General features: G+C 70.8%; 28 protein-coding genes and 1 pseudogene. 12 read left to right on the forward strand and 17 right to left on the reverse strand.

Features of this window, described 5'->3' with window-relative positions; translation table 11 throughout:
- The 6 genes and pseudogenes from VFM98_RS02625 to VFM98_RS02650 all read right to left on the reverse strand — a co-directional run.
- Positions 1–114 (reverse strand): annotated as a pseudogene (locus VFM98_RS02625) (branched-chain amino acid ABC transporter ATP-binding protein); the annotation flags it as partial.
- On the reverse strand, positions 101–865 hold the full coding sequence (locus tag VFM98_RS02630; RefSeq protein WP_325108338.1) for an ABC transporter ATP-binding protein: 765 nt from the start codon (positions 863–865) through the stop codon (positions 101–103). The gene VFM98_RS02630 and the pseudogene VFM98_RS02625, both read right to left, overlap by 14 nt.
- Positions 858–1,865 (reverse strand): branched-chain amino acid ABC transporter permease, encoded by a 1,008-nt coding sequence (locus tag VFM98_RS02635; protein ID WP_325108339.1) that lies wholly within the window; start codon positions 1,863–1,865, stop codon positions 858–860. Before VFM98_RS02635 ends, VFM98_RS02630 begins: the two co-directional genes overlap by 8 nt.
- Positions 1,865–2,728 carry a branched-chain amino acid ABC transporter permease gene (locus VFM98_RS02640; protein ID WP_325108340.1) on the reverse strand — a complete coding sequence of 288 codons (864 nt, stop codon included), beginning with the start codon at positions 2,726–2,728 and terminating at the stop codon, positions 1,865–1,867. The genes VFM98_RS02635 and VFM98_RS02640 overlap by 1 nt, the downstream gene beginning before the upstream one ends.
- Positions 2,729–2,966: 238 nt before the next feature.
- A complete protein-coding gene (locus tag VFM98_RS02645) occupies positions 2,967–3,212 on the reverse strand; it encodes a hypothetical protein (protein WP_325108341.1) in 246 nt (81 codons plus the stop codon).
- 157 nt (positions 3,213–3,369) lie between these two features.
- A complete protein-coding gene (locus VFM98_RS02650; protein ID WP_325108342.1) occupies positions 3,370–3,945 on the reverse strand; it encodes a CBS domain-containing protein in 576 nt (191 codons plus the stop codon).
- A 171-nt stretch (positions 3,946–4,116) separates the two neighbouring features.
- Here VFM98_RS02650 and VFM98_RS02655 point away from each other — a divergent pair, with 171 nt between their 5' ends.
- Positions 4,117–4,290 carry a hypothetical protein gene (locus tag VFM98_RS02655; RefSeq protein WP_325108344.1) on the forward strand — a complete coding sequence of 58 codons (174 nt, stop codon included), beginning with the start codon at positions 4,117–4,119 and terminating at the stop codon, positions 4,288–4,290.
- Here the strand turns inward: VFM98_RS02655 and VFM98_RS02660 are convergent.
- On the reverse strand, positions 4,287–5,267 hold the full coding sequence (locus tag VFM98_RS02660; protein ID WP_325108346.1) for a zinc-binding dehydrogenase: 981 nt from the start codon (positions 5,265–5,267) through the stop codon (positions 4,287–4,289). The two genes, VFM98_RS02655 and VFM98_RS02660, sit on opposite strands and share 4 nt — an antisense overlap.
- Before the next feature lie 154 nt (positions 5,268–5,421).
- Between VFM98_RS02660 and VFM98_RS02665 the strand changes: the two genes are divergently transcribed.
- The gene (locus VFM98_RS02665) at positions 5,422–5,772 is read left to right on the forward strand and encodes a hypothetical protein (RefSeq protein ID WP_325108347.1); all 351 of its coding nucleotides are present in this window, start codon (positions 5,422–5,424) and stop codon (positions 5,770–5,772) included.
- A gap of 47 nt (positions 5,773–5,819) precedes the next feature.
- On the opposite strand, the gene VFM98_RS02670 is transcribed toward VFM98_RS02665, so the two are convergent.
- From VFM98_RS02670 to VFM98_RS02680, 3 genes are all read right to left on the reverse strand, one after another.
- On the reverse strand, positions 5,820–6,419 hold the full coding sequence (locus VFM98_RS02670; protein WP_325108348.1) for a DUF4142 domain-containing protein: 600 nt from the start codon (positions 6,417–6,419) through the stop codon (positions 5,820–5,822).
- Between the two features lie 130 nt (positions 6,420–6,549).
- On the reverse strand, positions 6,550–7,380 hold the full coding sequence (locus VFM98_RS02675) for an aldo/keto reductase (protein WP_325108349.1): 831 nt from the start codon (positions 7,378–7,380) through the stop codon (positions 6,550–6,552).
- The gene (locus VFM98_RS02680) at positions 7,377–8,117 is read right to left on the reverse strand and encodes a glutathione S-transferase (RefSeq protein ID WP_325108351.1); all 741 of its coding nucleotides are present in this window, start codon (positions 8,115–8,117) and stop codon (positions 7,377–7,379) included. Before VFM98_RS02680 ends, VFM98_RS02675 begins: the two co-directional genes overlap by 4 nt.
- 131 nt (positions 8,118–8,248) lie before the next feature.
- Here VFM98_RS02680 and VFM98_RS02685 point away from each other — a divergent pair, with 131 nt between their 5' ends.
- The 7 genes from VFM98_RS02685 (at position 8,249) to VFM98_RS02715 (ending at position 15,627) form a co-directional block, all read left to right on the forward strand.
- Positions 8,249–9,481 (forward strand): PQQ-dependent sugar dehydrogenase, encoded by a 1,233-nt coding sequence (locus VFM98_RS02685; protein ID WP_325108352.1) that lies wholly within the window; start codon positions 8,249–8,251, stop codon positions 9,479–9,481.
- A complete protein-coding gene (locus VFM98_RS02690; protein WP_325108353.1) occupies positions 9,471–10,031 on the forward strand; it encodes a c-type cytochrome in 561 nt (186 codons plus the stop codon). Before VFM98_RS02685 ends, VFM98_RS02690 begins: the two co-directional genes overlap by 11 nt.
- Positions 10,032–10,158: 127 nt before the next feature.
- Positions 10,159–10,668: a tetratricopeptide repeat protein gene (locus VFM98_RS02695; protein ID WP_325108354.1), complete on the forward strand. Its 510-nt coding sequence runs from the start codon at positions 10,159–10,161 to the stop codon at positions 10,666–10,668.
- 19 nt (positions 10,669–10,687) lie between these two features.
- Positions 10,688–11,206, forward strand: coding sequence for a nucleoside 2-deoxyribosyltransferase (locus VFM98_RS02700; protein WP_325108355.1), 519 nt, complete (start codon positions 10,688–10,690; stop codon positions 11,204–11,206).
- Between the two features lie 422 nt (positions 11,207–11,628).
- Positions 11,629–11,934 carry a hypothetical protein gene (locus VFM98_RS02705; protein WP_325108356.1) on the forward strand — a complete coding sequence of 102 codons (306 nt, stop codon included), beginning with the start codon at positions 11,629–11,631 and terminating at the stop codon, positions 11,932–11,934.
- 146 nt (positions 11,935–12,080) lie between these two features.
- The gene (locus VFM98_RS02710; protein ID WP_325108357.1) at positions 12,081–13,970 is read left to right on the forward strand and encodes a hybrid sensor histidine kinase/response regulator; all 1,890 of its coding nucleotides are present in this window, start codon (positions 12,081–12,083) and stop codon (positions 13,968–13,970) included.
- A gap of 205 nt (positions 13,971–14,175) precedes the next feature.
- A complete protein-coding gene (locus tag VFM98_RS02715) occupies positions 14,176–15,627 on the forward strand; it encodes an RNB domain-containing ribonuclease (RefSeq protein WP_325108358.1) in 1,452 nt (483 codons plus the stop codon).
- A gap of 4 nt (positions 15,628–15,631) precedes the next feature.
- Here the strand turns inward: VFM98_RS02715 and VFM98_RS02720 are convergent, their stop codons facing one another.
- The 4 genes from VFM98_RS02720 to VFM98_RS02735 form a co-directional block, all read right to left on the reverse strand.
- Complete coding sequence (locus VFM98_RS02720) at positions 15,632–15,952, reverse strand: EthD family reductase (RefSeq protein WP_325108359.1); 321 nt, start codon at positions 15,950–15,952, stop codon at positions 15,632–15,634.
- A gap of 425 nt (positions 15,953–16,377) precedes the next feature.
- Positions 16,378–16,776, reverse strand: a complete 399-nt coding sequence (locus tag VFM98_RS02725; RefSeq protein ID WP_325108360.1) for a hypothetical protein — start codon at positions 16,774–16,776, stop codon at positions 16,378–16,380.
- 101 nt (positions 16,777–16,877) lie between these two features.
- Positions 16,878–17,609: a hypothetical protein gene (locus tag VFM98_RS02730; RefSeq protein WP_325108361.1), complete on the reverse strand. Its 732-nt coding sequence runs from the start codon at positions 17,607–17,609 to the stop codon at positions 16,878–16,880.
- Between the two features lie 195 nt (positions 17,610–17,804).
- Positions 17,805–18,647, reverse strand: a complete 843-nt coding sequence (locus tag VFM98_RS02735; protein WP_325108362.1) for a hypothetical protein — start codon at positions 18,645–18,647, stop codon at positions 17,805–17,807.
- A 125-nt stretch (positions 18,648–18,772) separates the two neighbouring features.
- Between VFM98_RS02735 and VFM98_RS02740 the strand changes: the two genes are divergently transcribed.
- From VFM98_RS02740 to VFM98_RS02750, 3 genes are all read left to right on the forward strand, one after another.
- Entirely contained in the window at positions 18,773–19,798 is a 1,026-nt protein-coding gene (locus VFM98_RS02740; protein ID WP_325108363.1) for a tellurite resistance/C4-dicarboxylate transporter family protein, read from the forward strand.
- Between the two features lie 80 nt (positions 19,799–19,878).
- Positions 19,879–20,373 carry a hypothetical protein gene (locus VFM98_RS02745; RefSeq protein WP_325108364.1) on the forward strand — a complete coding sequence of 165 codons (495 nt, stop codon included), beginning with the start codon at positions 19,879–19,881 and terminating at the stop codon, positions 20,371–20,373.
- Between the two features lie 138 nt (positions 20,374–20,511).
- A complete protein-coding gene (locus VFM98_RS02750) occupies positions 20,512–20,871 on the forward strand; it encodes a hypothetical protein (RefSeq protein ID WP_325108365.1) in 360 nt (119 codons plus the stop codon).
- A gap of 39 nt (positions 20,872–20,910) precedes the next feature.
- Here the strand turns inward: VFM98_RS02750 and VFM98_RS02755 are convergent, their stop codons facing one another.
- The 3 genes from VFM98_RS02755 to VFM98_RS02765 form a co-directional block, all read right to left on the reverse strand.
- On the reverse strand, positions 20,911–21,273 hold the full coding sequence (locus tag VFM98_RS02755) for a nitrile hydratase accessory protein (RefSeq protein ID WP_325108366.1): 363 nt from the start codon (positions 21,271–21,273) through the stop codon (positions 20,911–20,913).
- The gene (gene nthB, locus VFM98_RS02760) at positions 21,270–21,935 is read right to left on the reverse strand and encodes a nitrile hydratase subunit beta (protein WP_325108368.1); all 666 of its coding nucleotides are present in this window, start codon (positions 21,933–21,935) and stop codon (positions 21,270–21,272) included. Before nthB ends, VFM98_RS02755 begins: the two co-directional genes overlap by 4 nt.
- Positions 21,932–22,243 (reverse strand): nitrile hydratase subunit alpha (locus VFM98_RS02765; protein ID WP_325108369.1); only part of this gene is annotated, 312 nt, incomplete at its 5' end. The genes VFM98_RS02765 and nthB, both read right to left, overlap by 4 nt.

Consider the following 22,243-nt stretch of genomic DNA (forward strand, 5'->3'; position numbering starts at 1 on the left):
GGCGCCGTTGGCGCCCAGCAGCACCACCAGCTCGCCGGCCTTCGCCTCCAGGCGGATGCCGTCCAGGGCGCGGAAGCTGCCGTACGAGAGCGAGACGCCTTCAAGGGACAGCATGCTCGCTCCCCAGGTAGGCGTCGATCACGGCGGGGTTGCTGCGGATCTCCGCCGGCGTGCCTTCGGCGATCTTCTCGCCGTAGTTGAGGACCATGATCCGGTCCGCCAGGCTCATGATCATGTCCATCTTGTGCTCGATCAGGCACACGGTGATGCCGTGGCGGACGAACTTGCGAATGAGCTCCGCCAGGCCCGCCGTCTCCTCCGGGTTCACGCCGCCGGCCGGTTCGTCCAGCAGCACCAGCTTCGGTTCGGTGGCCAGCGCCAGCGCGAAGGCGACGCGCTTGCGCTCCTCCTGCGAGATGTCGCCGGCCAGGCGCTGCGCGACGTGCGACAGGCCGACGAAGTCCAGCGCCTCGCGGGCCTTCTCGCGGCAGAGCCGCTCCTCCTCGCGCAGGCGCTTCGTGTCGAACAGCACGTCGACCAGGCCCGAGCGGGTGCGCAGGCGGTGGCCCACGATCAGGTTGTCCAGCACCGTCGCCATGTCGAACAGCGTGGTGCTCTGGAAGGTGCGCGAGATGCCCAGGCGCGCCACCTGGTCGGCCCGCAGCCCGGTCACGTCGCGGCCCTCGAAGACGATCGAGCCGGTGGTGGGCGCGATGGTGCCGCTCACCAGGTTGAAGAAGGTGGTCTTGCCGGCGCCGTTGGGGCCGATGATGGCGTTGACCAGGCCGCGCTCGATGGTGGTGCTGACGTCGTGGACGGCCGTGAGCCCGCCGAAGCGCTTCGTGACGTTGCGGATCTCAAGCACGGCTGGCTCCCGGTTCGGCCGCGACGGCGAGCGGCCGGGCCTGCGCGGCCTGCGCCGCCGCGCGGCGGGCGCGCCACGCCAGCCAGCTGCCGACGACGCCGTGCGGCAGGAAGATCACCAGCGCCACCAGGATCGGGCCGAAGACGATGAAGCGGTACTCCTGCAGGAACTGCAGGTACTGCGTCAGCCACGGCACGGCGATGGCGCCGAGCAGCGGGCCGAGCAGGGTGCCCAGTCCGCCCACCAGCATGTACATGGTCATGTCGAAGCTGTGCTCGACGCCTGCCAGGCCGGGGCCCAGGAAGCGCACGAAGCCGGCGTAGAGGCCGCCGGCCAGCCCGGCGTAGAACACCGAGAGCATGAAGGCCAGCAGCTTGTTGCGCATCAGCGGGATGCCCATGGCCTCGGCCAGCGCCTCGCCGTTGCGGATCGCCATGAAGGTGCGCCCCAGCAGCGAATTCACGATCCGATGCATCACGAACACGCCTGCCACCAGGAAGAAGAACACCAGGTAGTACAGCGAGCGCGGCGTGTCGAAGGCGAGCGGCCCGATGGGCGAGGGCGCCGGGATGCCGATCACGCCCACGGTGCCGTGCGTGAGGCTCTCCCACTTCTCGATCACCAGGTACATGATGTAGCCGACGCAGAGCGTGAAGATCGAGAAGTAGTGCCCCTTCAGGCGCAGCGACACCAGGCCGACGAAGAAGCCGAGCGCCGCCGCCACCACGCCGGAGAGCGCGAAGGCGATCCAGAACGGCACCTGGTAATCCACCGTCAGCAGGCCCACGGTGTAGGCGCCCACGGCCATGAAGCCGCTGTGCGCCAGGTTGAACTGCCCCGTGTAGCCGGTGATCAGGTTCAACCCGATGGTGGCGATGGCGAAGATGTAGGCGGTGGACATCACCGTGAGGTGGTAGTCGTTCTTCGCCACGAAGGGGAACACGAGCCCCAGCACGCACAGCAGCAGCCAGCCAGGCCGGCCGGTGAGGTATTTCGCCATCAGTGCGCTCCCCGCGCGAACAGGCCCTGCGGGCGCAGCGACAGGATCGCCACCAGCAGCACGAAGGCGATGATGTCCTTGTAGTCGGCCGAGATGTAGAAGGCGCCGAAGCTCTCGGCGAAGCCGATGATCAGCCCGCCGACGATCGCCCCCGGCACGCTGCCCATGCCGCCCAGGATGATGATCACGAAGGCCTTGGTGATCACCAGGTTGCCCATGGCCGGATAGACCAGGTTGATCGGCGCGTACAGCGTGGCGGCCACCGCGGCCAGCACGCCGGAGATGGCGAAGGTGAGCATCGAGACCTTGTTGGCGTCGATGCCCACCAGCGAGGCGCCGTCGCGGTTCTGCGCCATCGCGATGATGGTGGAGCCCAGCACGGTGCGGGTGAGGAACAGGTGGAGCGCCACCATCAGGCCGAAAGCCGCGGCCACGATCAGCAGGCGCTGCGCCGGCATGGTGAGGCCGGCGAACTCCAGGATGCCGGTGTAGGGCGTCTGCATGCGCTGGAAGTCCGCGCCCCAGATCGCCTGCGCCGCCGCCTCCAGGAACAGCAGCACGCCGATGGCCGCGATCATCGGATGCAGGCCCGAGGCGTCGCGCAGCGGATGGAACACCAGCCGCTCCGCCAGCGTCGCCAGCGCCGCCACGCAGGCGGCGGAGCCGAGCATCGCCAGCCAGTAGTTGAGGCCGAACGCGTTCATCAGGTGGAAGGAGACGAACGCCCCCGCCATGTAGAACGCGCCGTGGGCGAAGTTCGGGACGTGGAGGATGCCGTAGACGAGGGTGAGGCCGAGGGCCACCAGGCTGTAGATGCCGCCCAGGGTCAGCCCGTTGAGGACTTGCTGAAGAAAGAGATCCATGAGGCGCGACAACGAGCGCGCCGTGGCGCGCGGACTGCAAACCGCGCGAATGTAGGCAGGGGTGGGGGGAGCGTCAATCGCACGCGGGACGCATGCGGGTCACTTCGAGGGTTAGCCCGGAGCCGCAGGCCCCTGGTGCTGTCACCTGTGCGTCTTTCGCATCATTTCGGGTTAGCGCGTTCGTGTGCGTACGGCCCGCGCCTGGCGGTGATCGGGAGCGTGCCGCAGCGCGTGCGGGTCAGGAAGTGCGCAGGTCCTGCATCACCGCGTCGTAGATCGCATCGGCGGCGTCCTGCGCCACCTGCACGCGCATGCGCTGGCGCTCCAGGGCCTCGAGGCCATCGGGTCGCAACCGGTGCCCCGCCAGCGTCTTCAGGCGCTCTTCCTCCTCCATCAGGGCGCGGTGCGCGTCCATCCAGTCGACCAGGGTGAGCCTGGCCTGCGTGGTGGTCGGCGGCGCGGGCGCGGGAGCGGCCGTTTTCATGAGAAGCCTCCGGGACCTTTGAAGAAATTCCATGCTTCAAAGTGTGTCCGCGCCTGTCGACTTGTAATACGGGCGCAGGTGCCGGATGAAAGGCACGAAGGTGCCGATTCAGCCGCCGCGGAGCGCCGGCGGGTGGCGGGGGAGCCTGCCCGGCCGCCTAGGGCAGCGACGCCTCGGCGAAGGACCTCGCCTCGGAGGGCAGCTGCAGCGCGATCCCGAGCTGGCGCGCGATCTGCGACAGCGAGAAGATGCCGCGCACCTCGCGGGCGCCGTCGGCGCCGCCCTGCACCACGATGGCATGGTGGCGCCGGGCCCGCTGCAGGCTGGCCACCACCTGGCCCACGTGCGCCGATTGCACCACGCGCAGGTCGAAGGCCTCCAGCCGCTCGGCGGGCGTCATCACGTCGGCCACCAGGATCTCGCCGTGGCGGATGCGGCGCTCCTCGGCCACCGCCACCGGCTTCTCGCCCAGGATGTCGTTGGTGGTGATGATGCCGGCCAGCACCTGGCGCTCGTCCAGCGCGAGCAGCATGCGCACGCCGCGCTGGACCATGAAGGCATGCGCCCGGTCCATGGTCTCCTGCGGCGAGATCACCGCGGCGGCGACGCGGCGCAGGTCGGTCATCACCAGCAGCGCCGGCGAATCGAGGGTCACGCCCTCCTGGCCGAGTTCGGGGCGGCTGACGCGGATGGGCCCGATCCGGGGCAGGACGGGCAGGGCAGCGTAAGGCATGGGGGTACTCCTTGTCCTGCCCCACGATGCCTGCACCCGCCTGACCGGACCCTGACCCTCGCGCCTGATCCTGCGAGGTAGTCCGCAGCCTACGCCGGCCGTCTGCGCCTGCCGGACATGCGCCCGGCCGGCTGGCCCAAGAATTCGCCTGCCGAAGTAGAAGGAGCCAACATGCCCGACCCCACCAAGCGCCAGCAGGACCTGCAGGACGGCAAGACGCAGCACGAAGACGACCCCATTCCCCACGCCTCGGACGACACGGTGCTGGAGGAAACGGCGCGGCTGGCCCGCGAGGGCCGCAAGAAGCTCGAATCGGATCCGAAGGAAAGCGGCCCGGGTTCCTAGGCGGAGACGTCCAGCACGATCTTGCCGACGTGCTCGCCGGCTTCCATGCGGGCCTTGGCCTGCGGCAGGCCGGCGAACGGCACCACTTCGTCCACCAGCGGGCGCAGGGCCCCGGAGGCGAAGCGCGGCAGGATCTCGGCCACGAAGCGCGGCACGGCGGCGGCCTTCTGCGCCTTGGTGCGCAGCTTGTTCGAGACGCCGAACAGCTTCAGCCGTTTCGCATGCAGGGCCTCGAGGTCGAGGTCGGCATGCAGCAGGCCGTCGACATAGCCGACCATCGCCAGCCGGCCCTCGAAGGCCATGCAGCGCACGTCCTCGGCGAACACCGAGCCGCCGACGGCGTTGACCACCAGGTCGGCGCCATGCTGGCCCGTCAGCTCCAGCACCCGGGGCGCGAAGTCCGCGGCGCGCGCCAGCAGGCCGTGCTCCAGGCCCAGGGCCTGCAGGCGATCCAGCTTGGCCTGCGAAGTCGAGGTGCCGATCACCCGCCCGCCCAGGGCCTGCCCCATCTGCAGCGCGGCGACGCCGACGCCGGAGGACACCCCGTTCACCAGCAGCCACTCGCCGGTCTTGAGGTCGCCCTGCAGCACCAGCATGTCGAAGGTGACCAGCCAGGTGAGCGGAATGCTGGCGGCTTCGTGCCAGGAGAGCGGGGTCGGCACCGGCATGGCCTCGGCCGCATCGAGCAGCGCGTACTCGGCGAAGGCGCCGCTGCAGCGGCCCATCACGCGCTGGCCGACCAGGAAGGCGTCGACGCCGCTGCCCAGCGCCGCCACCTCGCCCGCGCATTCGCCGCCGACCGCTTTCCAGTTGCCGGGGGCCCCGTGCAGGCCGTGCCCGGCGACGAATTCGCCGCGATTGAGCGAAGCCGCATGCACGCGCACCAGCAGCTGCCCGGGGGCGGGCTGCGGCACGGCCACGTCGCGCTGTTCCAGTTGCGCGCCCTGCGCGCCGAGCTGCATCCACCAGGACTGCATGATCGCCTCCTCTGCTGCGCCGGCCGGCTTCGATGCCGGTCCGCCTGAAGCTGGCAATGTACCAGCGCGGCGTGCGCGCAACAGGAACGATCCGTTCAGCTTCGGTTCATGCAGGCGGGCGCACGATCAAGGCATTCCAACGCAGGAGCCTTCCATGACCCGCTTCCTCTCCGCCCGACCGCTGCTTGCCGCCACCATCGCCGTCGGCGCCTTCGCCGTGGGCTCCGCGGCCCACGCCCGGACCGACGTGTTCCTGAACATCGGCGTTCCCAGCCCCTACGTGCAGCCGGCGCCGGTCTATGTGCAGCCGGCGCCGGTGTACGTGCAACCCGAGCGGGTGTACGTGCAGCCGCAGCCGGTGTACGTCCAGCCGCGGCCGATCTACATCGACGGGCACCGCCACGGGCGCCACGACCACCATCGCCACGGCGTGCGCGGCGACGCGGACCGCGACGGGGTGCCGAACCGCTTCGACCGCGCCCCGCACAACCCGTGGCGGCGTTGACCGCGATGGCGCCTGCGCTTTCCCGCGCAGGCGCGCGCGCCTGACCGTCAGCCGGCCATCCTGCCCGCGAGGTCCTGCGCCTGCTGCAGGTGGGTGCGCAGGGTCGGCAGGGTCCTGTCGATGAAGGCCCGCAGGTCGGGATCGGCCACGCTGCTGCGGCTGCGCTCGAACTCCGCGATCGTCGCCATGTGGTCCGCCACCCCGGTGGTGCGCACGAACTCGTGATCGAAGTCGGCGCCGGAGGCGCGATTGAGCGTGGCGATCTTCTGCTGCAGCGCCGCGGGCATGCCGGGCGCGACCTTGTGGCCCTTGCTGGTCACCATCGCCATCAGCTGCTGGTTGGCCGCGGTGTGCTGGTCCAGCAGCATCTGGGCGTAGCCGCGCACCTGCGCGTTGCTGGCCTTGGTGAGGGCCAGGCGCGCCGCCTCCACTTCGTACATGCCCGCGCCGGCGGCCACCGCGATGAAGTGCGTGTCGGCGGCGTTGAACTGCACCGCCGGCGTGGCCCCCATGACCATCGTCGTGCTCGGGGCCGGAACCACCGCCACGGTTTCCGGCGTGGTCACCGTCGCCACGCGCTGCGTGCTGCAGGCGGCCAGCGCCGCCAGGGATACGATGCCCAGAGTCAAGGTAAGGGAAGTCTTCATTGCTAGCGCTCCTTTGCAGCGCCATGTTGACCAGCCGGAACGACCATCGGACGTAGTGCGGCACGGAAGCGCGATGTAGGAAATCCCTTGCGAGGGGCGGGCCGTACGGGGGGACGCTGGCGCGCGGCGATCACAACATCGCGAGCGGCGTGGGGCCCTCGGGCGGCGCGAACAGGCCATCGAGTTCCGCCAGCTCGTCGCGCGCGAGCGGCCGCTGCAGCGCCGCGAAGTTCTCCTCCAGCCGCTGCGCATGGCCGGTCTTCGGGATCGCGATCACGTCCTGCGCCAGCAGCCAGGCGAGCGCCAGCTGCGCCGGCGTCATGCCCCGTGCGCGGGCGAAGGCGACCAGCTCGCGCCGGCGCAGCAGCCGCGCCTGGTCCAGCGGCGAATACGCCATCAGCGGCACGTGCCGCTCGCGCAGCGCCGGCAGCAGGTCCCACTCGACGCCGCGGCAGCCGAGGTTGTAGAGCACCTGGTTCACCTGGGCCGCCTCGCCGCCGGGCAGCGACCACAGGTCCTCCATCCACTGCGGGTCGAAGTTGCTCACGCCCCAGTGGCGGATCTTGCCTTCGCGCTGCAGCGCCTCGAAGCCTTCCACCGTCTCGGCCAGCGGCACCTCGCCGGGCCAGTGCAGCAGGTACAGGTCCAGCGTGTCGACGCGCAGGCGCCGCAGGCTCGCCTCGCACGCGCGGCGCATCGCGCGCGGCGCCGCGTTGTGCGGATAGACCTTGCTCACGAGGAAGACCTCGTGGCGGCGGCCCGCGATCGCATCGCCCACCAGCCGTTCCGAGCGGCCGTCGCCATACATCTCCGCGGTGTCGATCAGCGTCAGGCCGAGGTCGAGGCCGCGGCGGATGGTCGCGATCTCCTCGGCCCGCTGGCGCGGGTCGTCGCCGATGTTCCAGGTGCCCTGGCCCAGGGCCGGCACCGTTTCACCGCAGGGCAGCGTGAGGCGTTTCATGCGTCCAGTTCGGGATAGTGGCGGAAGATGCCCTGTTCGTTGAAGGGCAGGCGGCGTTCGCTCGCGAGATAGGCCGCGAGCCGGCGCTGGCGCGGCACGCCCGCATGCAGGGCGGCGACGCCCGGCGCCTTCTTCAGCACGCGGCGGGTCGCCTTCGGCAGCGCGTAGAGCAGGCCTTCGACCACCTGGAACACGGACAGGTCGACGTAGCTCAATCGACCGTCTACCATGCGCGGCACCTCGCGCGCGCCGTTGCCGGGATTGCGCTGCAGCACCGCCTCGAACCAGGCCATGAACTTCGGCAGCCGCTCGCGCCGGAAGTCCTGCGCGCGCCGCAGCGCCTCGGCCTGCTGGTCCTCGTAGTAGAGGCTGCTGGCGATGGGATGGTGCAGGTCGTGCACTTCCTGCACGAAATCGGCGATCGTCAACTGGATCTGGTGCGCCCACAGGCGGTCCGCCTCGCGCTGCGGCACCAGCCCGAGCCGCGGGCCGAGGTACAGCAGGATGGCGGCGGTCTGTCCCACCACCGTGCGGCCGTCGACGAGGAACGGGCAGGCGAAGGGCGGCCGCGGCACCGACGCATCCTCCAGGTAGTGGAGCATGGCCGGCAGGCCGAGGCCCTGCTGCGGCTCGCCGCGGCAGACGTCGATGTACTCCGCGCCGGCCGCCTCGAGTGCCAGCCGCACGAATTCGCCCCGTCCCGGGATGCCGGGCCAGTAGTGCAGTTCGTAAGCCATGCGGAACTATAGGGAGAAGGCGTAACCCGGTGGCGTTCAGGGCGAGCTCTCTTGACGCCCCCAGGAGCGGATGGCACAACGCCGGGGCTCGAACGCCGTCTTTCCCCCACCACTCCAGATCGAAAGACCTTATGCGCGCACCCAAGCCCCTCGCTTTCCTTGCCCTGCTCGGCCTTGTGGCCGCGGGCAGCCTGTACGCCCAGCAACCCGCGCCGTCCGACGGCAAGCCCGCGCCCTCGTGGCAGCAGGGCCGCTCGGCCGCGCAGGAGAAGTCGCCGCTGCACCCGATCGCGCCGATCCTCACCGGCCGGCCCGCGAGCGAGTTGCCGATCAACAAGCTGAAACTGCCGCCCGGCTTCAAGGTGGAAGTGTGGGCCGACGGCATCCCCGAAGCGCGTTCGCTGGCGCTGGGGGACAAGGGCACGGTGTTCGTGAGCAACCGCAACCTCTCGGACGTGTACGCCGTGACGGACCGCAACGGCCAGCGCGAGGTGAAGAAGGTCCTCAGCGGCCTCAAGTCGCCCAACGGCGTGGCCTTCAGCAAGGGCACCCTGTACGTCGCCGAGCGGCACCGCATCACCCGCTACGACGGCATCGAGGACCACCTGGACAGCCCGCCGCAGGGCAAGGTGGTGATCGACAACCTCGACCCCAGCAACCAGCCCGGCCATTTCTGGAAGTACCTCGCGATGGGGCCGGACAACAAGCTGTACTTCAACATCGGCGCCCCCGGCAACATCGTGATGCCCAACTACATGCAGGCCACGGTGATGCGCGTCGACCCGAACACCGGCAAGCTGGAGACGGTGGCCTCCGGCGTGCGCAACTCGGTGGGGATGGACTTCCATCCCAAGACCAAGGAACTCTGGTTCACCAACCACGCGCGCGACTGGGTGGACGACGACACGCCCAACGACACGCTGCACCGCGTCTCGAAGAAGGGCATGCACTTCGGCTATCCATTCTGCCACCAGGGCGACTTCGCCGACCCGGAGTTCGGCGCCAACCGCTCCTGCGCCGAATTCGACAAGCCCTACGCCAGGCTCGGGGGCCACGTCGCGCCGCTGGGGATGAAGTTCTATACCGGCCGCATGTTCCCGGCCGAATACCGCGACAACATCTTCGTGGCGCTGCACGGCTCGTGGAACCGCACGGCCAAGCAGGGCTACAACGTGATGCGCGTGGTGGTGGACAACAAGGGCGGCGCGAAGATGGTGCCCTTCCTCGAAGGCTTCCTCGAGAACCCGACGGCCGATCCGCCGATGTGGGGCCGCCCGGTCGACGTGCTGCAGCTGCGTGACGGCTCGCTGCTGGTTTCCGACGACTACAACGGGGTGATCTACCGCGTGAGCTATGCGAAGTAGGGCGGCGCTCGCCGCCCTCCCCGGCGTGCTGGCGCTCGCCGCCGCGCACGCCGAGGTCGATCCCCAGCTCTGTTTCGCCTGCCACGGTCCGAACGGCAATTCGGTCAATGCCGCCGTGCCGGCGCTGGCCGGCCAGCCGGCGCAGTTCATCGGCACCCAGCTGATCATGTTCCGCGAGAAGCGGCGCACCGATCCGCAGATGTCGCCGGTGGCGGCGCCGCTGACCAACCCGGAGATCCTCGCCCTCGGCAAGTTCTTTGCCGCGCAGCAGCGCGCCGCACCGGCGCAGAAACCGAGCGAGGCGGTGATTGCGGCCGGCCGCAAGCTGGCCGAAGACTACAACTGCGTGGTCTGCCACGGCCCGGCCCTCCACGGCCAGCAGCACATCCCGCGCCTCGCCGGCCAGCAAAAGGAGTACCTGCGCACGCAGCTGCGCGGCTTCAAGGCCGGCACGCGCTTCGACATGGACGGCAACATGACGTCGGCCGCGCAGCGCCTGCAGCCGGCGGACATCGACGTGCTGGCGGACTACATCTCCGGGCTGGAATAGCTCGCGCGTATTGGTTCGGACATCGGCCGCATGTTGGAGGAACCCGCGCGGCCGGTAGGGGATGCACGCGCGCGGCGCCGTCGCACTAAGCTGCGCGCTGCGGATCCCCGCGACACGAGGTGCTGACATGAAGCGTGCGGTGATGGCCCTCCTCTGCATTGCGGCCCTGGCCTGGCCGCTCACGGCTGCGGCCGACGGCGGGGGTGGAGGCGGCGGTGGCAGTGGCGGCGGTGGCGACATGGCCAGCGCCGTGCGCAACACGGATCCCGACTACCGGGCCGGCATGGACGCCGTCGCCCGCAAGGACTGGAAGCAGGTCGTGACCAGCATGGACGCCTACGTCAAGCGCAAGCCCGACGACGCCGACGCCTGGACGGAACTGGGCCACGCCCACCGCCTCACCGGCAGGATCGACGCTTCGCTCGAGGCGTACGACAAGGCGCTGAAGATCGACCCGCGCCACCGCGGTGCCCACGAATACCTGGGCGAGGCCTACCTGCAGATGAACGACCTGCCGCGGGCCGAGGAGCAGCTCAAGGTGCTGGACAAGCTGTGCTTCTTCAGCTGCGAGGAGTTCCGCCACCTGAAGGCCCACATCGGCGAGTACAAGAAGACGAAGCAGGCGGCCGGCTCCTGAAGCGGCGGACAATGGCGCGGTGAGCCTCCACCGCCTCTACCTCGCCGGCCCCGACGTCTTCCGCCCCGATGCCGCCGCGCACGGGCGCAGGCTGGTGGCCCTGTGCGCCGAACACGGCTTCGAAGGCGTGTTCCCGCTCGATGAATCGCTGCCGCAGGGCCTGTCGCCGCAGGCCCTGGCGGCCCACATCTACCGGGCCAACATCGCCCACATCGAGCGCTGCGACGCCGTCGCCGCCAACCTCGATTTCTTCCGCGGCCCCGAGCCGGACAGCGGCACCTGCTTCGAGGTGGGCTATGCCGTCGCGCGCGGCAAGCCGGTGGTGGGCTACGTACCGGAGGAGGGCACGTTCGCCGAGCGGATCCGGCGCCGCCATCCGCAGGCGGCCGGGCCGGGGCAACGCGATGCGCGCGGCTGGGAGCTGGAGGAGTTCGGGCTGCCGCTCAACCTGATGCTGGCCGTGCCCTGCCGCATCGTGGTGGGTGGGCTGGAGGCGGCGCTGGCGGCGCTGCGCGAGCGACTGGCGCGCCCGGCGTGAGGCGGCAGGCCTGAAGCCCGAGGGCCGGCGCGCCGGCGCGCGCTGGGGGATTCCACGCGCCTCGCTCCCCACTCTTGGGGGCTGACACGCAGCCGGCCACCGGCACCAAGGTGCCGCTGCAGCGTGCCGGCAGCGAGAGGAACGGGCCTGGAGCGGCCCTGCGCCGGCGCGCCTTTCCTGGGCGGCCAGCCCGCCTGCCGCGGCCCGGCCGCCGGCACCTTGGTGCCGCTGCCCCGTGCTGGCCCGCATCCTGCATCGTCCCTGGTGCGACGCCGCCGCACCGGCCGCGTCGCACGAGCAAGGGAAACCGAGAGAAGCGAATCAGCCCCGCCGGAAGCGCCAATCCTGCATGCCCTGACCGGCATGGCACTTTCGGTGGGGCGCCTTTTTCGCCCTTCCGGTCCAGCAACCAGCAGGCAAGCATGGCAGACCGTCGCGAACTGGAAGAAGACTTCATCGCCGAATCCCGGGTCTTCGTCGGCCTGTTCGGCAACACCTACCGGGCGCAGATGCAGTGGGCCCTCGACGTGATGCCGCCCGAATGCGCCGAGCACTACATCGAATCGTGGTGGCAGGGCCGGCAGGCGGCGCTGCGCTACCTGCGCTGGCTGGCCCAGCGCCTGCGCGAGGACGCCGGCAGCGAGGCGGGCGCCTGGCTCGATCGCTTCACCAGCACCAGCGGCGCCGTGCTGCACCACATGGAGCAGCGCCGCCCCGATCCGCACTGAGGCGGAAGCCGGCGGCGCGGGCGGGCCCTCCGCCCGGGATCCGGACGGACACAACAGACACGCGGCCGGACTCCTGACCTACAAGACGCGGCGGCCAGCCGTGCCAACGTGCTCGCAGGAAGTTCGCGCACCTGCGCATCCCAGGCATGAAGCCGAGCACGATCCATCGCGGCGCCGTCGCCCAGGCGCCCGCTGCGCGTTGCCCCCCGGGCAGCGAGTACCAGGCGCTGTTCGACGCCACCGACGAGGGCTTCTGCATCCTGCAGATGCTGTTCGACGCCGCCGGCGTGCCGGTGGACGGCTTCTTCCTGCAGGCCAATCCCAGCTTCGAGCGCCAGAGCGGCCTGCGCGGGGTGATCGGCCGGCACATGAGCGAGCTGCCGATGGCCGGCGACGAGGAGCACTGGCTGCGCGTGTTCGGCGGCGTGGCGCGCACCGGCCACGCGGTCCACATGAGCGACCGTTCCGAGCCGCTCGGCCGCTGGTTCGACGTCCATGCCTTCCGCATCGGCGACCCGGCGCAGGCGCTGGTGGCCGTGCGCTTCAGCGACATCACGCACCGCCGGCGCGTGGAAGAGCGGCTGGGCAGCGTGCGCCGCATCCGCACGGTGGGCGTGCTGTTCTGGGGCGAGGATTTCCGCCTGGTCGACGTGAACGACGGCTTCGTCGAGATGTCGGGCTATCCGCGCGAGGAGGCGATCGGCCTGCGCTGGCAGCAGCTGACGCCGCCGGAGTTCCACTCCGTCTCGCGTGACGCGGTGCAGCAGGTGCTGCAGCTCGGCGAGACCACGCCGTACGAGAAGCAGTACATCCGCAAGGACGGCACGCGCTGGTGGGGCCTGTTCGCCGCCCGCCGCATCGGCGACGAGGTGGTCGAATTCGTGCTCGACGTCACCGACCGCAAGCGCGCGGAGGAGGCCCTGCGGCAGGCCGACCGGCACAAGGACCAGTTCCTCGCCACGCTCGCGCACGAGCTGCGCAATCCGCTGGCGCCGATCCGCAACGGGCTGCAGATCCTGCGCCTGAGCCTGCCGCGCGAGGCCGAAGCGCCCCTGCGCACCATCGCCATGATGAACCGCCAGCTCGACCACCTGGTGCGGCTGGTGGACGACCTGCTCGACGTGGCGCGCATCGGTGCCGGCAAGGTGCGCATCGAGCGCGAGGTGGTCTCGCTGCGCGAGGTGCTGGCGCGCAGCGTGGAAGCGACCCAGGCCGCGATCGATGCCCGGCGTCACCGGCTGGACGTGGACCTGCGCTGCGACGACTGCAACGTGGAGGGCGACAGCGACCGGCTGGCGCAGGTGTTCTCCAACCTGCTGTCCAATGCCGCCAAGTACACGCCGCCCGGCGGCCGCATCCGGCTGGAGCTGAGCGCGGAAGGCGAGGAGGCCGTGGTGTCCGTCAGCGACACCGGCATGGGCATCCCCAAGGAGCAGCAGGAGCGCATCTTCGAGCTGTTCTCGCAGGTGGGCGACCACGAGCGGCATGCGGAGGGTGGGCTCGGCATCGGCCTGTCGCTGGTGCAGAGCCTGGTGCGCCTGCACGGCGGCAGCGTGCAGGTGGAAAGCGAAGGAGCCGGGAAGGGGTGCCGCTTCACGGTGCGGCTGCCCCGCGCCGCCGCGCCGCTGCAGGACGCCAGGGCCGACGCCGAAGCGCCGGTCCCCGCGCGCCCTTGCCGCATCCTGATCGCCGATGACAATGCCGATGCGGCCGATTCGCTCGCCATGCTGCTGGAGGCCGAGGGGCACGCGGTGGCCACCGCGCTCGACGGCGCGCAGGCGGTCGAGCGCGTGCAGGAGTTCCAGCCCGACGTCGCCTTCCTCGACCTCGGCATGCCGGTGATGGGCGGGCTCGAGGCCGCGCGCCGCATCCGCGGCCTGCCGGCCGGCGGGCGGGTCCGCCTCGTGGCCCTGACGGGCTGGAGCCAGGCCTCGGACCGCGAGCGCACCCGTGCGGCCGGCTTCGACCTCCACCTCGTCAAGCCGCTCACCGCGCGCGCGCTGCAGGAGGCGCTGGTGCAGTTGCGCGCCTCGTGAGGCAAAAAAATGGCCCGGCGCTGGCCGGGCCGACGGTGATGCAGCGGGAGAGCTGCACCACCCCTTCAGGATTCGTGTTGTATTTGCCGGTTCGTCGTGGGGAGGGCGGCGAACTTCAGCTTGGAATGGATGCTGCGCCTTCTTCGCTGACCGGAATCTGACCGCGGAAAGCAGGAAACTACCTAATCCCTCAGGATCACTGCCGATGGAACTGCCCGACCTCCACCAGCTCGCCGTCGAAGCCATGCGCACCCGCGGGCTGCTGCCGGCCTTCGCGCCGCAGGCGCTGCAGGAAGCCGAGGCGGCCCGTGCCGCGGGCCCGCAACGCGAGGGCGCGGTCCGCGACCTGCGCGGCCTGGAGTGGTTCTCGATCGACAACGACGACACGCGCGACCTCGACCAGCTCAGCGTGGCGGAGGCGCTGCCCGGCGGCGCCGCGCGGCTGCTGGTGGCGGTGGCGGATGTCGATGCCATGGTGCGCCCCGGCGGCGCCGTCGACGGCCATGCGGGCGTGAACACGACCTCGGTCTACACCGCGGCCGGCACCTTCCCGATGCTGCCGGAACTGCTGTCCACCGACCTCACTTCGCTGCGCGAGGGCGAGGAGCGGCTCGCCGTGGTGGTGGACATGCTCGTGGAGTCCGACGGCAGCGTGGCGCAGGCGGAGATCTACCGCGCGGCCGTGTTCAATCGCGCCAAGCTCGCCTACGACGCGGTCTCGCAGTGGCTCGATGGCGAGGCGGAAGCGCCGCCGCAGGTGGAGCGCTCGGCCGCGTTGCAGGCGCAGATCCGGCTGCACGACGCGCTCGCCGAGCGGCTGCGGCAGTGGCGGCAGCGGCGCGGTGCGCTCAACGTGAAGACCGTGGCGGCGCGGCCGGTGTTCGAGCAGGGCCGGCTGGTGGACCTGCGGCCCGACGAGAAGAACCGCGCCAAGGACCTGATCGCCGACCTGATGATCGCGGCCAACGCGGCGACGGCGCGCTTCCTGGTCGAGCAGGGCTTTCCCTCGCTGCGCCGCTTCCTGCAGTCGCCGCGGCGCTGGGACCGGATCGAGGCGCTGGCGGCGGGCTACGGCACCACGCTGCCCGACGCGCCGGATCCGGTCGCGCTCGACCGCTTCCTGTGCGAGCGGCGGCGGGACGACCCCGAAGGCTTTGCCGACCTGTCGCTGCGCGTCGTGAAGATGCTGGGGCCGGGCGAGTACGCCGCCGCGCCGCCGGGCGTGGCCGGAGAGGGGCATTTCGGTTTGGCCGTGAGCGACTACGCGCACTCGACGGCGCCGAACCGCCGCTACCCGGACCTGGTGACGCAGCGCCTGCTGAAAGCCGCGCTGGCCGGCGACGCGCCGCCGTATTCCTTCGACGCCCTGGCCGCGATCGCGCGCCACTGCACGCTGCAGGAGGACAACGCCAACCGGGTGGAGCGCCAGGTGCTGAAGGCGGCCGCGGCCCTGCTGCTGCAGGACCGCATCGGCGAAAGCTTCGATGCCATCGTGACCGGCGCCGCGCCCAAGGGCACGTTCGTGCGCATCGCGCGCCCGCTGCTGGAGGGGCGGCTGGTGCGCGGCTTCGAAGGCGCGGACGTGGGCGATGCGCTGCGGGTGCGGCTGGTGGCCGTGGACCCGCAGCAGGGCTTCATCGATTTCGAACGGGCCTAGCTCGCTATCCCCGGTCGACGACGACTTCGCTGATCTGGATCGTGGGCTGCAGGTCGGTGTAGTTGGGGATATCGCCGAGGATCTCCTCGGCGTGCGGCGCGAAGGCCTTCTGGAAGGCGTCCGCCGAGTCGCAGTAGATGTGGCACATGCCGACGAAGGGCGCGGGCGCGCCGGGGCCGCCGCCGGCCAGGCCCTTGTCGACCGTGTAATACAGGCACGCGCTTCCGAGCCGCTGCTGCACCAGGGGCATGTGCTTGTCGCGGTAGTAGGCGTGGTCGAACCGGGCGCCGTCCTTGTTGGGATAGAGGACGCTGACTTTCACCATCGTGGGTCTCCTCGGGGGGTTGTCGCCGCAGGGCGGAAAGCGCGCTCCCGCGCACTGTAGCGGCGCAGGCCGCGCCGCGCCACCCACCCTTACCCGATGCAGGCCACGGCGCCGAACAGGACGATGCAGGCCAGCACGACGCCCCCCACGAGCTGCGCCAGCAGCTTCATCGCGGCGAGACGGGCCTTGGTGCTCATGGCGCCAGTGTCGGTTTGCGACCATGAACAAAGCCTGAACGAAGGGATGCAAGCAGGCGTGACAGAAGCCTGCTGTCGAAATGTTCCGCCAGCGTTTGCAGCGCTTGGCCTACAAGGCGCGCGGTGGGGATGCATGAGATTGGGTCGCCATTGCTTCTGCCAGGAGACACCCATGCCAGCAGGTTCGAACAGCAAACGCGAGCGCCAGTACGAGCACATCAAGGAAGGTTACGAGAAGCGCGGCCAGAAAGGCCGCGCCGAGGAAATCGCGGCGCGCACCGTGAACAAGGAAAGGGCGGAAGCCGGCGAGACCAAGGCCTCGCGCAGCGGAAGCTCGTCGCGCAAGAGCTCCTCGGGGAGTTCGTCCTCGCGCAGCAGCGCGTCGCGCAGCAGCTCGGGCCGGGCCAGCGCCAGCCGCGGCAGCTCCAGCCGCAGCAAGAGCAGCAGCAAGAGCAGCAGCTCCAGCAAGCCGAGCGCGAGCAGCTCGCGCCGCAGCAGCTCCGGCAGCAGCAAGAGCAGCAGTTCCAGCAAGCCGAGCGCCAGCAGCTCGCGTCGCAGCAGCTCCAGCAGCAGCCGCAGCTCCAGCAAGCCGAGCGCAAGCAGCTCGCGCCGGAGCAGCTCCAGCAAGCCGAGTGCGAGCAGCTCCCGCCGCAGCAGCTCGAGCCGCAGCAGCAGCCGCTGAAAAAGCGAAGGTCCTTCCGCGCGGAAGGACCTTCCTTCTCAGGGCGTCAGCGGCCGGAGTAGCCGTAGCGCCGTTCGGTGTTCACGTGCGCCGCGATGCGCTGGTCGCCGCTGCGCAGGATGACCTCGGCATCGCGGAAGGCGTCGGGGTCGTCGCGCCGGCGGATCGTGTAGCGGCCCGCGTAGACGCCCGGCCGCACTTCCTGCAGCGGCAGGTTGCGCACCACGTCGGGAACGTTCACCGAGACCCGTGCGCGCGGCGTGCCCTCGACGCGGAAGCGCACCACCTGGCCGGGCTCGAGGTCGTCGGCCGGCGACATCGTGAAGGCGTCCACCACGACGGCCGTGCCGGCGCCCATGGCCAGCGCCTGGAACGAAGGCGGATAGTCGAACACCACCGCCACCGGGCCTTCGCCCCAGCCCGCGCGCACCGTCATGGCCTGGCGCGGATCGATGCGTTCGTCGCGCCGGATCACGTGGGTGCCGACGTATTCGCCGGGCTCGCGTTCGCGCAGCGCCACGCGCACGCCGCTGTTGCCCAGCGTGGCGTTCATGAAGCGCGCATCGGGGGTGGCGAGCACCCGCACGCGCAGCGTCGCGCCCGGCGCCAGGCCGGCGTCCGAATCGAGCGAGAGGTTGGTGATGCGGCCGGGGTCGACCTGCGCCACGCGGTACTGCGGAGCGTATTGCGCCGCCGCCGGTTGGGCCACGAAGGCGGCGCCCAGCGGCGCCAGCACCAGCAGGGCGGCGGCCGCGTTCTTGCGAAGAGTGTGTTTCATGGAATCTGACCTCCTGGGGAATGCGGATCCATGGAGGTGAGACTAGGGCCGCCGGCGTGAACGCCCCCTGAACGCCGGCCGGACTGCGCGTAGGCGCGCTCCGGGTGCGGCCGCCGGCATCGGCCTACGCCGCCGGTCCGGCTTGCGCGCGCCCGCCTGGGCGGTTCAGCCCAGCGCGACCACGCGGTGTTCTCCTCAGGCGACGGCGCCCTGCAGGTCGGGCCACGCCGGTGCCCCGTGCAGCACGGGCGGCTGGCGCACGAGCGGCGTGCGGCCGCCGGCCACGTTGTCGATGTGCAGCGCCAGCAGCGCCGCGGCTTCCGGGATGCCGAGGAGGCAGGGTGCGTGGTCCACGTCGACCACCACCGGGCCCTCGGCGCCCTGCACCACGTCGATGCCGTACACGCTCAGGCCGAATACGCGGCCGCAGCGCAAGGCGATCTCGCGCCACTCCGCCGCCAGGGGGAGGGCGGCTCCCGATGCGCGCTCGAAAGCGAATACCTGCTCGCCGATGGCCTGCAGCCGCAGGTCGGGGCCGCGGCCGGCCACGAACTCCTGCACCAGCACCGGGTGCTCGCGCAGCGGGATGCCGACCAGGTCGTCGGGGCCGAGCGCCACCAGAGGCTTGCTGCCGCAGGAGTTGCGGTAAGGCTTCACGACCACCGGGTGCTCCGCGGCCAGGTCGCACAGCAGGGCGAAATCGGCAGTGACCCAGGAGCGCGGCACCGGCACGCCCGCGGCGGCGAGGCGGCTGGTGGCCGTGATGCGGTTCTGCGCCAGCGCGCAGGCCGGATAGGGGTTGAGGAACTGGCCGCCGCGGTCGTGCAGCACGGCGGCGACGCTGAGGGCGAGCTCGCTGTGCGACTCCAGCACGTAGAGGGCGTGGCGCGCGGACAGCCGGTCGGGGCGCAGCAGCGCCGCTTCGGGGATGCCGCGGCTCACGGCGAACCCGCGCTCGGCCAGCACCGCCATCGCCGCGAGAAAGGCCGGGCAACGCCCGGCGTGGACCTGCTCGTCGAGCAGGAAGTGGATCTTCATGGCCTCCATGCTAGAAAGGAGCCCCCGGCGCAGCGAGGGCAGGTGGTGACCGCGCACCTCGTACTGCTTGCGCGAATTGGCGGCACCTTCGTGCCTCTCCGCCCGGTCGGGTTAGATTTGTGTCCGTGCGTTTCCCTCCTCCCTCCTTCGCGCTGGTCATGGCCACCGGCATCGTCGCCGTCGCCGCCCGCCAGCAGGGCCTGCATGGCCTCGCCCTGTTCCTCTACGAATGCAACGTCGTCGCCTGGGTAACGCTTTCGCTCGCCTCCCTGTGGCGGCTGGCCCGGCGGCGCGGGGAGGTCGCGCAGGACCTCGCCAGCCTGCAGCGCGCGCCGGCCTTCTTCACCGCGGTGGCCGGCACCGGCGTGCTGGCCAGCGGCGCGCTGGTGCTGGACGTGAGCCTGGTCCTCGCCTGCGCGCTGGGCCTGCTGGCCGCCCTGCTGTGGATCGTGCTGACCTACGCCGTGTTCGCCGCCGTCATCACCAGCGAGGACAAGCAGCCGCTGGAGCGTGCGATCGGCGGCGCCTGGCTGCTGGCCGTGGTGGCCTGCCAGTCGGTGGCGGTGACCGCCTCGCTGCTCTCGGGCCAGCTGCCGCAGGCCTGGCGGCTGCCGCTCAACTTCCTCGCGCTGGGCATGTGGCTCTTCGGCGGCATGCTGTACACGTGGATCATCGCGCTGATCTTCTACCGGGCGCTGTTCCTGCGCTTCGCGCCGGCCGACCTGGCACCGCCCTACTGGATCAACATGGGCGCGATGGCGATTTCCACGCTGGCCGGCGCGCAGCTGGTGGCCGATGCGGCCCAGGCGCCCTTTCTCCAGACGCTGCTGCCTTTCCTCAAGGGCTTCACCGTCCTCTACTGGGCCACCGGCACCTGGTGGCTGCCGTTGCTGGTGGCGCTGACGGCCTGGCGCTACCTGGTGCGGCGCGACGCGCTGCGCGCCGACGGGCTGGACTGGAGCATGGTGTTCCCGCTGGGCATGTATTCGGCCTGCACCCACCACATGGACCTGCACGTCACCGGCGGGCTGCTGGCGCCGCTGGACACCGTGTTCTTCGTGCTGGCGCTGCTGGCCTGGGGCGGCACGGCAGTGGCCCGCACCTCGCTGTGGTGGCGCGGATCGCGCGCCGCCGCGCCCGTCTCCCACTGACACGCGTCGGCCGGCGCTGCGCAGGCGGCGGCGGCGCCGGACGACGGACCGCAGCGCGGCCGTCGGCCAGAATCCTCCGCATGCTGGAGCGACAGCTTTATCTCGATTGCGACGGCGTGCTGGCCGACTTCGACCGCGGCGCCGAGCAGGTGCTGGGGGTGCCGCCGCGGGTCTACGAACAGCGCCACGGCCGCGCGCGTTTCTGGGCCCGGCTGGCCGAGGCGCCCGATTTCTTCTACCGGCTGCCGTTGATGGCCGGCGCGACCGAACTGTTCGCGGCCGTGCGCCACCTGCATCCGGTGATCCTCACCGGCCTGCCGCGCGGCAACTGGGCCGCGGCGCAGAAGGTGAAGTGGGCCGCGCACCACTTCCCCGGCACCAGGATCATCACCTGCCTGGCGGCCGACAAGCGCGACCACTGTTCGCACGGCGACGTGCTGGTGGACGACACGCTGAAGTACCGCCACCTGTGGGAAGACGCGGGGGGCATCTTCGTGCACTACCAGGGGGTGCAGCAGGTGCTGCAGGAGTTGGCAGGCTTGTTCCCGCAGGGCCTCGCCAAAGCGAAGGCTTAAGGCGATGCCGGTCTGGTACGGTACCGTTCCGGGGATTATTCCTTTAGGGAATGTTCTCATCCATGGGATGGACGCCATCGCTTGCGAACCTTAGTGCTCGACTTTAAAGTCCACGGCTCAGGCATGGCAGCTCTCCCGATGTTTTCCCACTCTCCTGAACAGGCCGCGATCGCCCGCCAGATCGCGCAAGAACTCACCGCCTACGAAGACGGCCTGCGCGAGCTGCTGCTGCGCCGCTGGGATCCGGAGCTGTACCGGGCGCTCTCCGACCGGTTCGACCGGATGCAGATGCAGGCGACGCTGCTGCCGAAGCTCGGCGCCAGCTGGACGGAACTGCTGATCTCGCGCGTGGACCTGATGCATGCGCTGTGGACGCTGAGCTCGCCCAGCCGCATCAACGGCAAGGTCGTCGCCTTCCATGCGAAGCACACGGTGCTGGTCGAGGAAGTGCGGCGCAAGTGCCACGAGTACGTCGCCAAAGAGCGCGTCGACCTCTGAGCCGCTGCCCCCGGCCGCGCGGCATCGGCGCAGCGCGAATCAGTCCCCCTTGAAATCCCCGGGCTGCAGCTCGATGGGCCGCCCGTGCGGCGTGCGGTCTGCGGCGTGGTCCCAGGCCTCCTGGTAGCGCTGCAACTCGGCGAGGGACGACGCGCCCTTGTCGGCGACGATCTGCTCCAGCGCCTCCAGCCACTGCCGGTAGTAGGCGTCGGCGGCGTCCTCGCCCGCCTGCGCGGGCGCGGCCTGGATGCGCACGGCCAGCGCCTGCGCCCATTCGGTCCAGGAGAACAGGCCGCGCTCGTACAGCGCCAGCGTCATCGCGAAGGCCTGCGCCTGCCAGGGGGCGCGGAACACCGGGCCGCTGTCGTCGCGGGGCAGGCCGGGGAGGGTGGACAGGCTCATGCGCCCTCCAGGTAAGGCTCCCAGGCGTCGATCGAGACGCGCAGGCCGGGCGTGGCATCGGGCCCCCACAGCTCGGCGCCCTCGAAGACCACCGTGTAGAGCGGCTGCGGATCCTCGCCCAGGCCCTGCGCGTGCGAGTCCGCGAACACGTGGGCGCCATGCACGCGTGCGACGGTGCCGACCTTGCCGCGCGCATAGCCCGGGAGACGGGTGTGGTGCGGCACGCCGTGCGCGCGCATGCGCACGCGGTCACCGGCCGCGAAGCGGGGCGCCGGCCCCTCCGGCCGGACGGTGGGCGAGCCGGCGGCGAGCACGGCCGCGACCTGCTCGCGGCGCAGCACGCGCTGCAGCGGCACCGGCGGATGCAGCATGCAGCCGGCTTCCAGTTCGTCGGCCTGCAGCTGGCCGCGCTCGAGCATCAGCTTTTCCATCGCGGCGAGCCAGATCTGGTAGTAGGACAGGCGCCGGTAGCCGGGCAGCGTCTCGCGGGCGGCGCGGCTCATGTCGATGTTCCAGCTGCCGGTGGCGCCCATCGCCAGCACGATCGCCAATGCGGCCGGCTCCCAGTCGGCGTGGAAGCGCACGTCCTCCGGCTCGGGCACGACCGGGCCGAAGCCGAGGCGGCCGCCGAGGTCGGCGTGGGTGGTGTAGGGCGCGCTCATGATGCGGGCGTCCTGGGCAGGCCGGTGCCGATCATCGAGTCGCGGGTGACGAGCGCGGCGAGCTGTTCCTCGCTCAGGCCCTCGGTGCCCGGCGGGCGCTGCGGGATCACCAGGTAGCGCACCTCCGCGGTCGAATCCCAGACGCGGATCTCCTTCTCCGCCGGCAAGGTGATGCCGAATTCCGCCAGCACGCCGCGCGGATCGCGCACGGCGCGCGAGCGGTAGGGCGCGCTCTTGTACCAGACCGGCGGCAGCCCCAGCACCGGCCACGGATAGCAGCTGCACAAGGTGCACACCACCATGTTGTG

It is taken from the genome of Ramlibacter sp. (assembly GCF_035706265.1).
In the GTDB taxonomy this organism is placed as follows: Bacteria; Pseudomonadota; Gammaproteobacteria; order Burkholderiales; family Burkholderiaceae_C; genus Ramlibacter.

What these genes read in the sequence shown, in the direction of transcription:
- VFM98_RS02715 (WP_325108358.1), top strand. Translation starts at nt 14,176, where the DNA reads ATGGAACTGCCCGACCTCCACCAGCTCGCCGTCGAAGCCATGCGCACC.
- VFM98_RS02745 (WP_325108364.1), top strand. Translation starts at nt 19,879, where the DNA reads ATGCTGGAGCGACAGCTTTATCTCGATTGCGACGGCGTGCTGGCCGAC.
- VFM98_RS02640 (WP_325108340.1), bottom strand. Translation starts at nt 2,728, where the DNA reads ATGGATCTCTTTCTTCAGCAAGTCCTCAACGGGCTGACCCTGGGCGGC.
- VFM98_RS02735 (WP_325108362.1), bottom strand. Translation starts at nt 18,647, where the DNA reads ATGAAGATCCACTTCCTGCTCGACGAGCAGGTCCACGCCGGGCGTTGC.
- VFM98_RS02665 (WP_325108347.1), top strand. Translation starts at nt 5,422, where the DNA reads ATGACCCGCTTCCTCTCCGCCCGACCGCTGCTTGCCGCCACCATCGCC.
- VFM98_RS02660 (WP_325108346.1), bottom strand. Translation starts at nt 5,267, where the DNA reads ATGCAGTCCTGGTGGATGCAGCTCGGCGCGCAGGGCGCGCAACTGGAA.
- VFM98_RS02680 (WP_325108351.1), bottom strand. Translation starts at nt 8,117, where the DNA reads ATGGCTTACGAACTGCACTACTGGCCCGGCATCCCGGGACGGGGCGAA.
- VFM98_RS02755 (WP_325108366.1), bottom strand. Translation starts at nt 21,273, where the DNA reads ATGAGCCTGTCCACCCTCCCCGGCCTGCCCCGCGACGACAGCGGCCCG.
- nthB (WP_325108368.1), bottom strand. Translation starts at nt 21,935, where the DNA reads ATGAGCGCGCCCTACACCACCCACGCCGACCTCGGCGGCCGCCTCGGC.
- VFM98_RS02650 (WP_325108342.1), bottom strand. Translation starts at nt 3,945, where the DNA reads ATGCCTTACGCTGCCCTGCCCGTCCTGCCCCGGATCGGGCCCATCCGC.
- VFM98_RS02690 (WP_325108353.1), top strand. Translation starts at nt 9,471, where the DNA reads ATGCGAAGTAGGGCGGCGCTCGCCGCCCTCCCCGGCGTGCTGGCGCTC.
- VFM98_RS02730 (WP_325108361.1), bottom strand. Translation starts at nt 17,609, where the DNA reads ATGAAACACACTCTTCGCAAGAACGCGGCCGCCGCCCTGCTGGTGCTG.
- VFM98_RS02705 (WP_325108356.1), top strand. Translation starts at nt 11,629, where the DNA reads ATGGCAGACCGTCGCGAACTGGAAGAAGACTTCATCGCCGAATCCCGG.
- VFM98_RS02695 (WP_325108354.1), top strand. Translation starts at nt 10,159, where the DNA reads ATGAAGCGTGCGGTGATGGCCCTCCTCTGCATTGCGGCCCTGGCCTGG.
- VFM98_RS02645 (WP_325108341.1), bottom strand. Translation starts at nt 3,212, where the DNA reads ATGAAAACGGCCGCTCCCGCGCCCGCGCCGCCGACCACCACGCAGGCC.
- VFM98_RS02750 (WP_325108365.1), top strand. Translation starts at nt 20,512, where the DNA reads ATGTTTTCCCACTCTCCTGAACAGGCCGCGATCGCCCGCCAGATCGCG.
- VFM98_RS02655 (WP_325108344.1), top strand. Translation starts at nt 4,117, where the DNA reads ATGCCCGACCCCACCAAGCGCCAGCAGGACCTGCAGGACGGCAAGACG.
- VFM98_RS02685 (WP_325108352.1), top strand. Translation starts at nt 8,249, where the DNA reads ATGCGCGCACCCAAGCCCCTCGCTTTCCTTGCCCTGCTCGGCCTTGTG.
- VFM98_RS02675 (WP_325108349.1), bottom strand. Translation starts at nt 7,380, where the DNA reads ATGAAACGCCTCACGCTGCCCTGCGGTGAAACGGTGCCGGCCCTGGGC.
- VFM98_RS02710 (WP_325108357.1), top strand. Translation starts at nt 12,081, where the DNA reads ATGAAGCCGAGCACGATCCATCGCGGCGCCGTCGCCCAGGCGCCCGCT.
- VFM98_RS02720 (WP_325108359.1), bottom strand. Translation starts at nt 15,952, where the DNA reads ATGGTGAAAGTCAGCGTCCTCTATCCCAACAAGGACGGCGCCCGGTTC.
- VFM98_RS02635 (WP_325108339.1), bottom strand. Translation starts at nt 1,865, where the DNA reads ATGGCGAAATACCTCACCGGCCGGCCTGGCTGGCTGCTGCTGTGCGTG.
- VFM98_RS02670 (WP_325108348.1), bottom strand. Translation starts at nt 6,419, where the DNA reads ATGAAGACTTCCCTTACCTTGACTCTGGGCATCGTATCCCTGGCGGCG.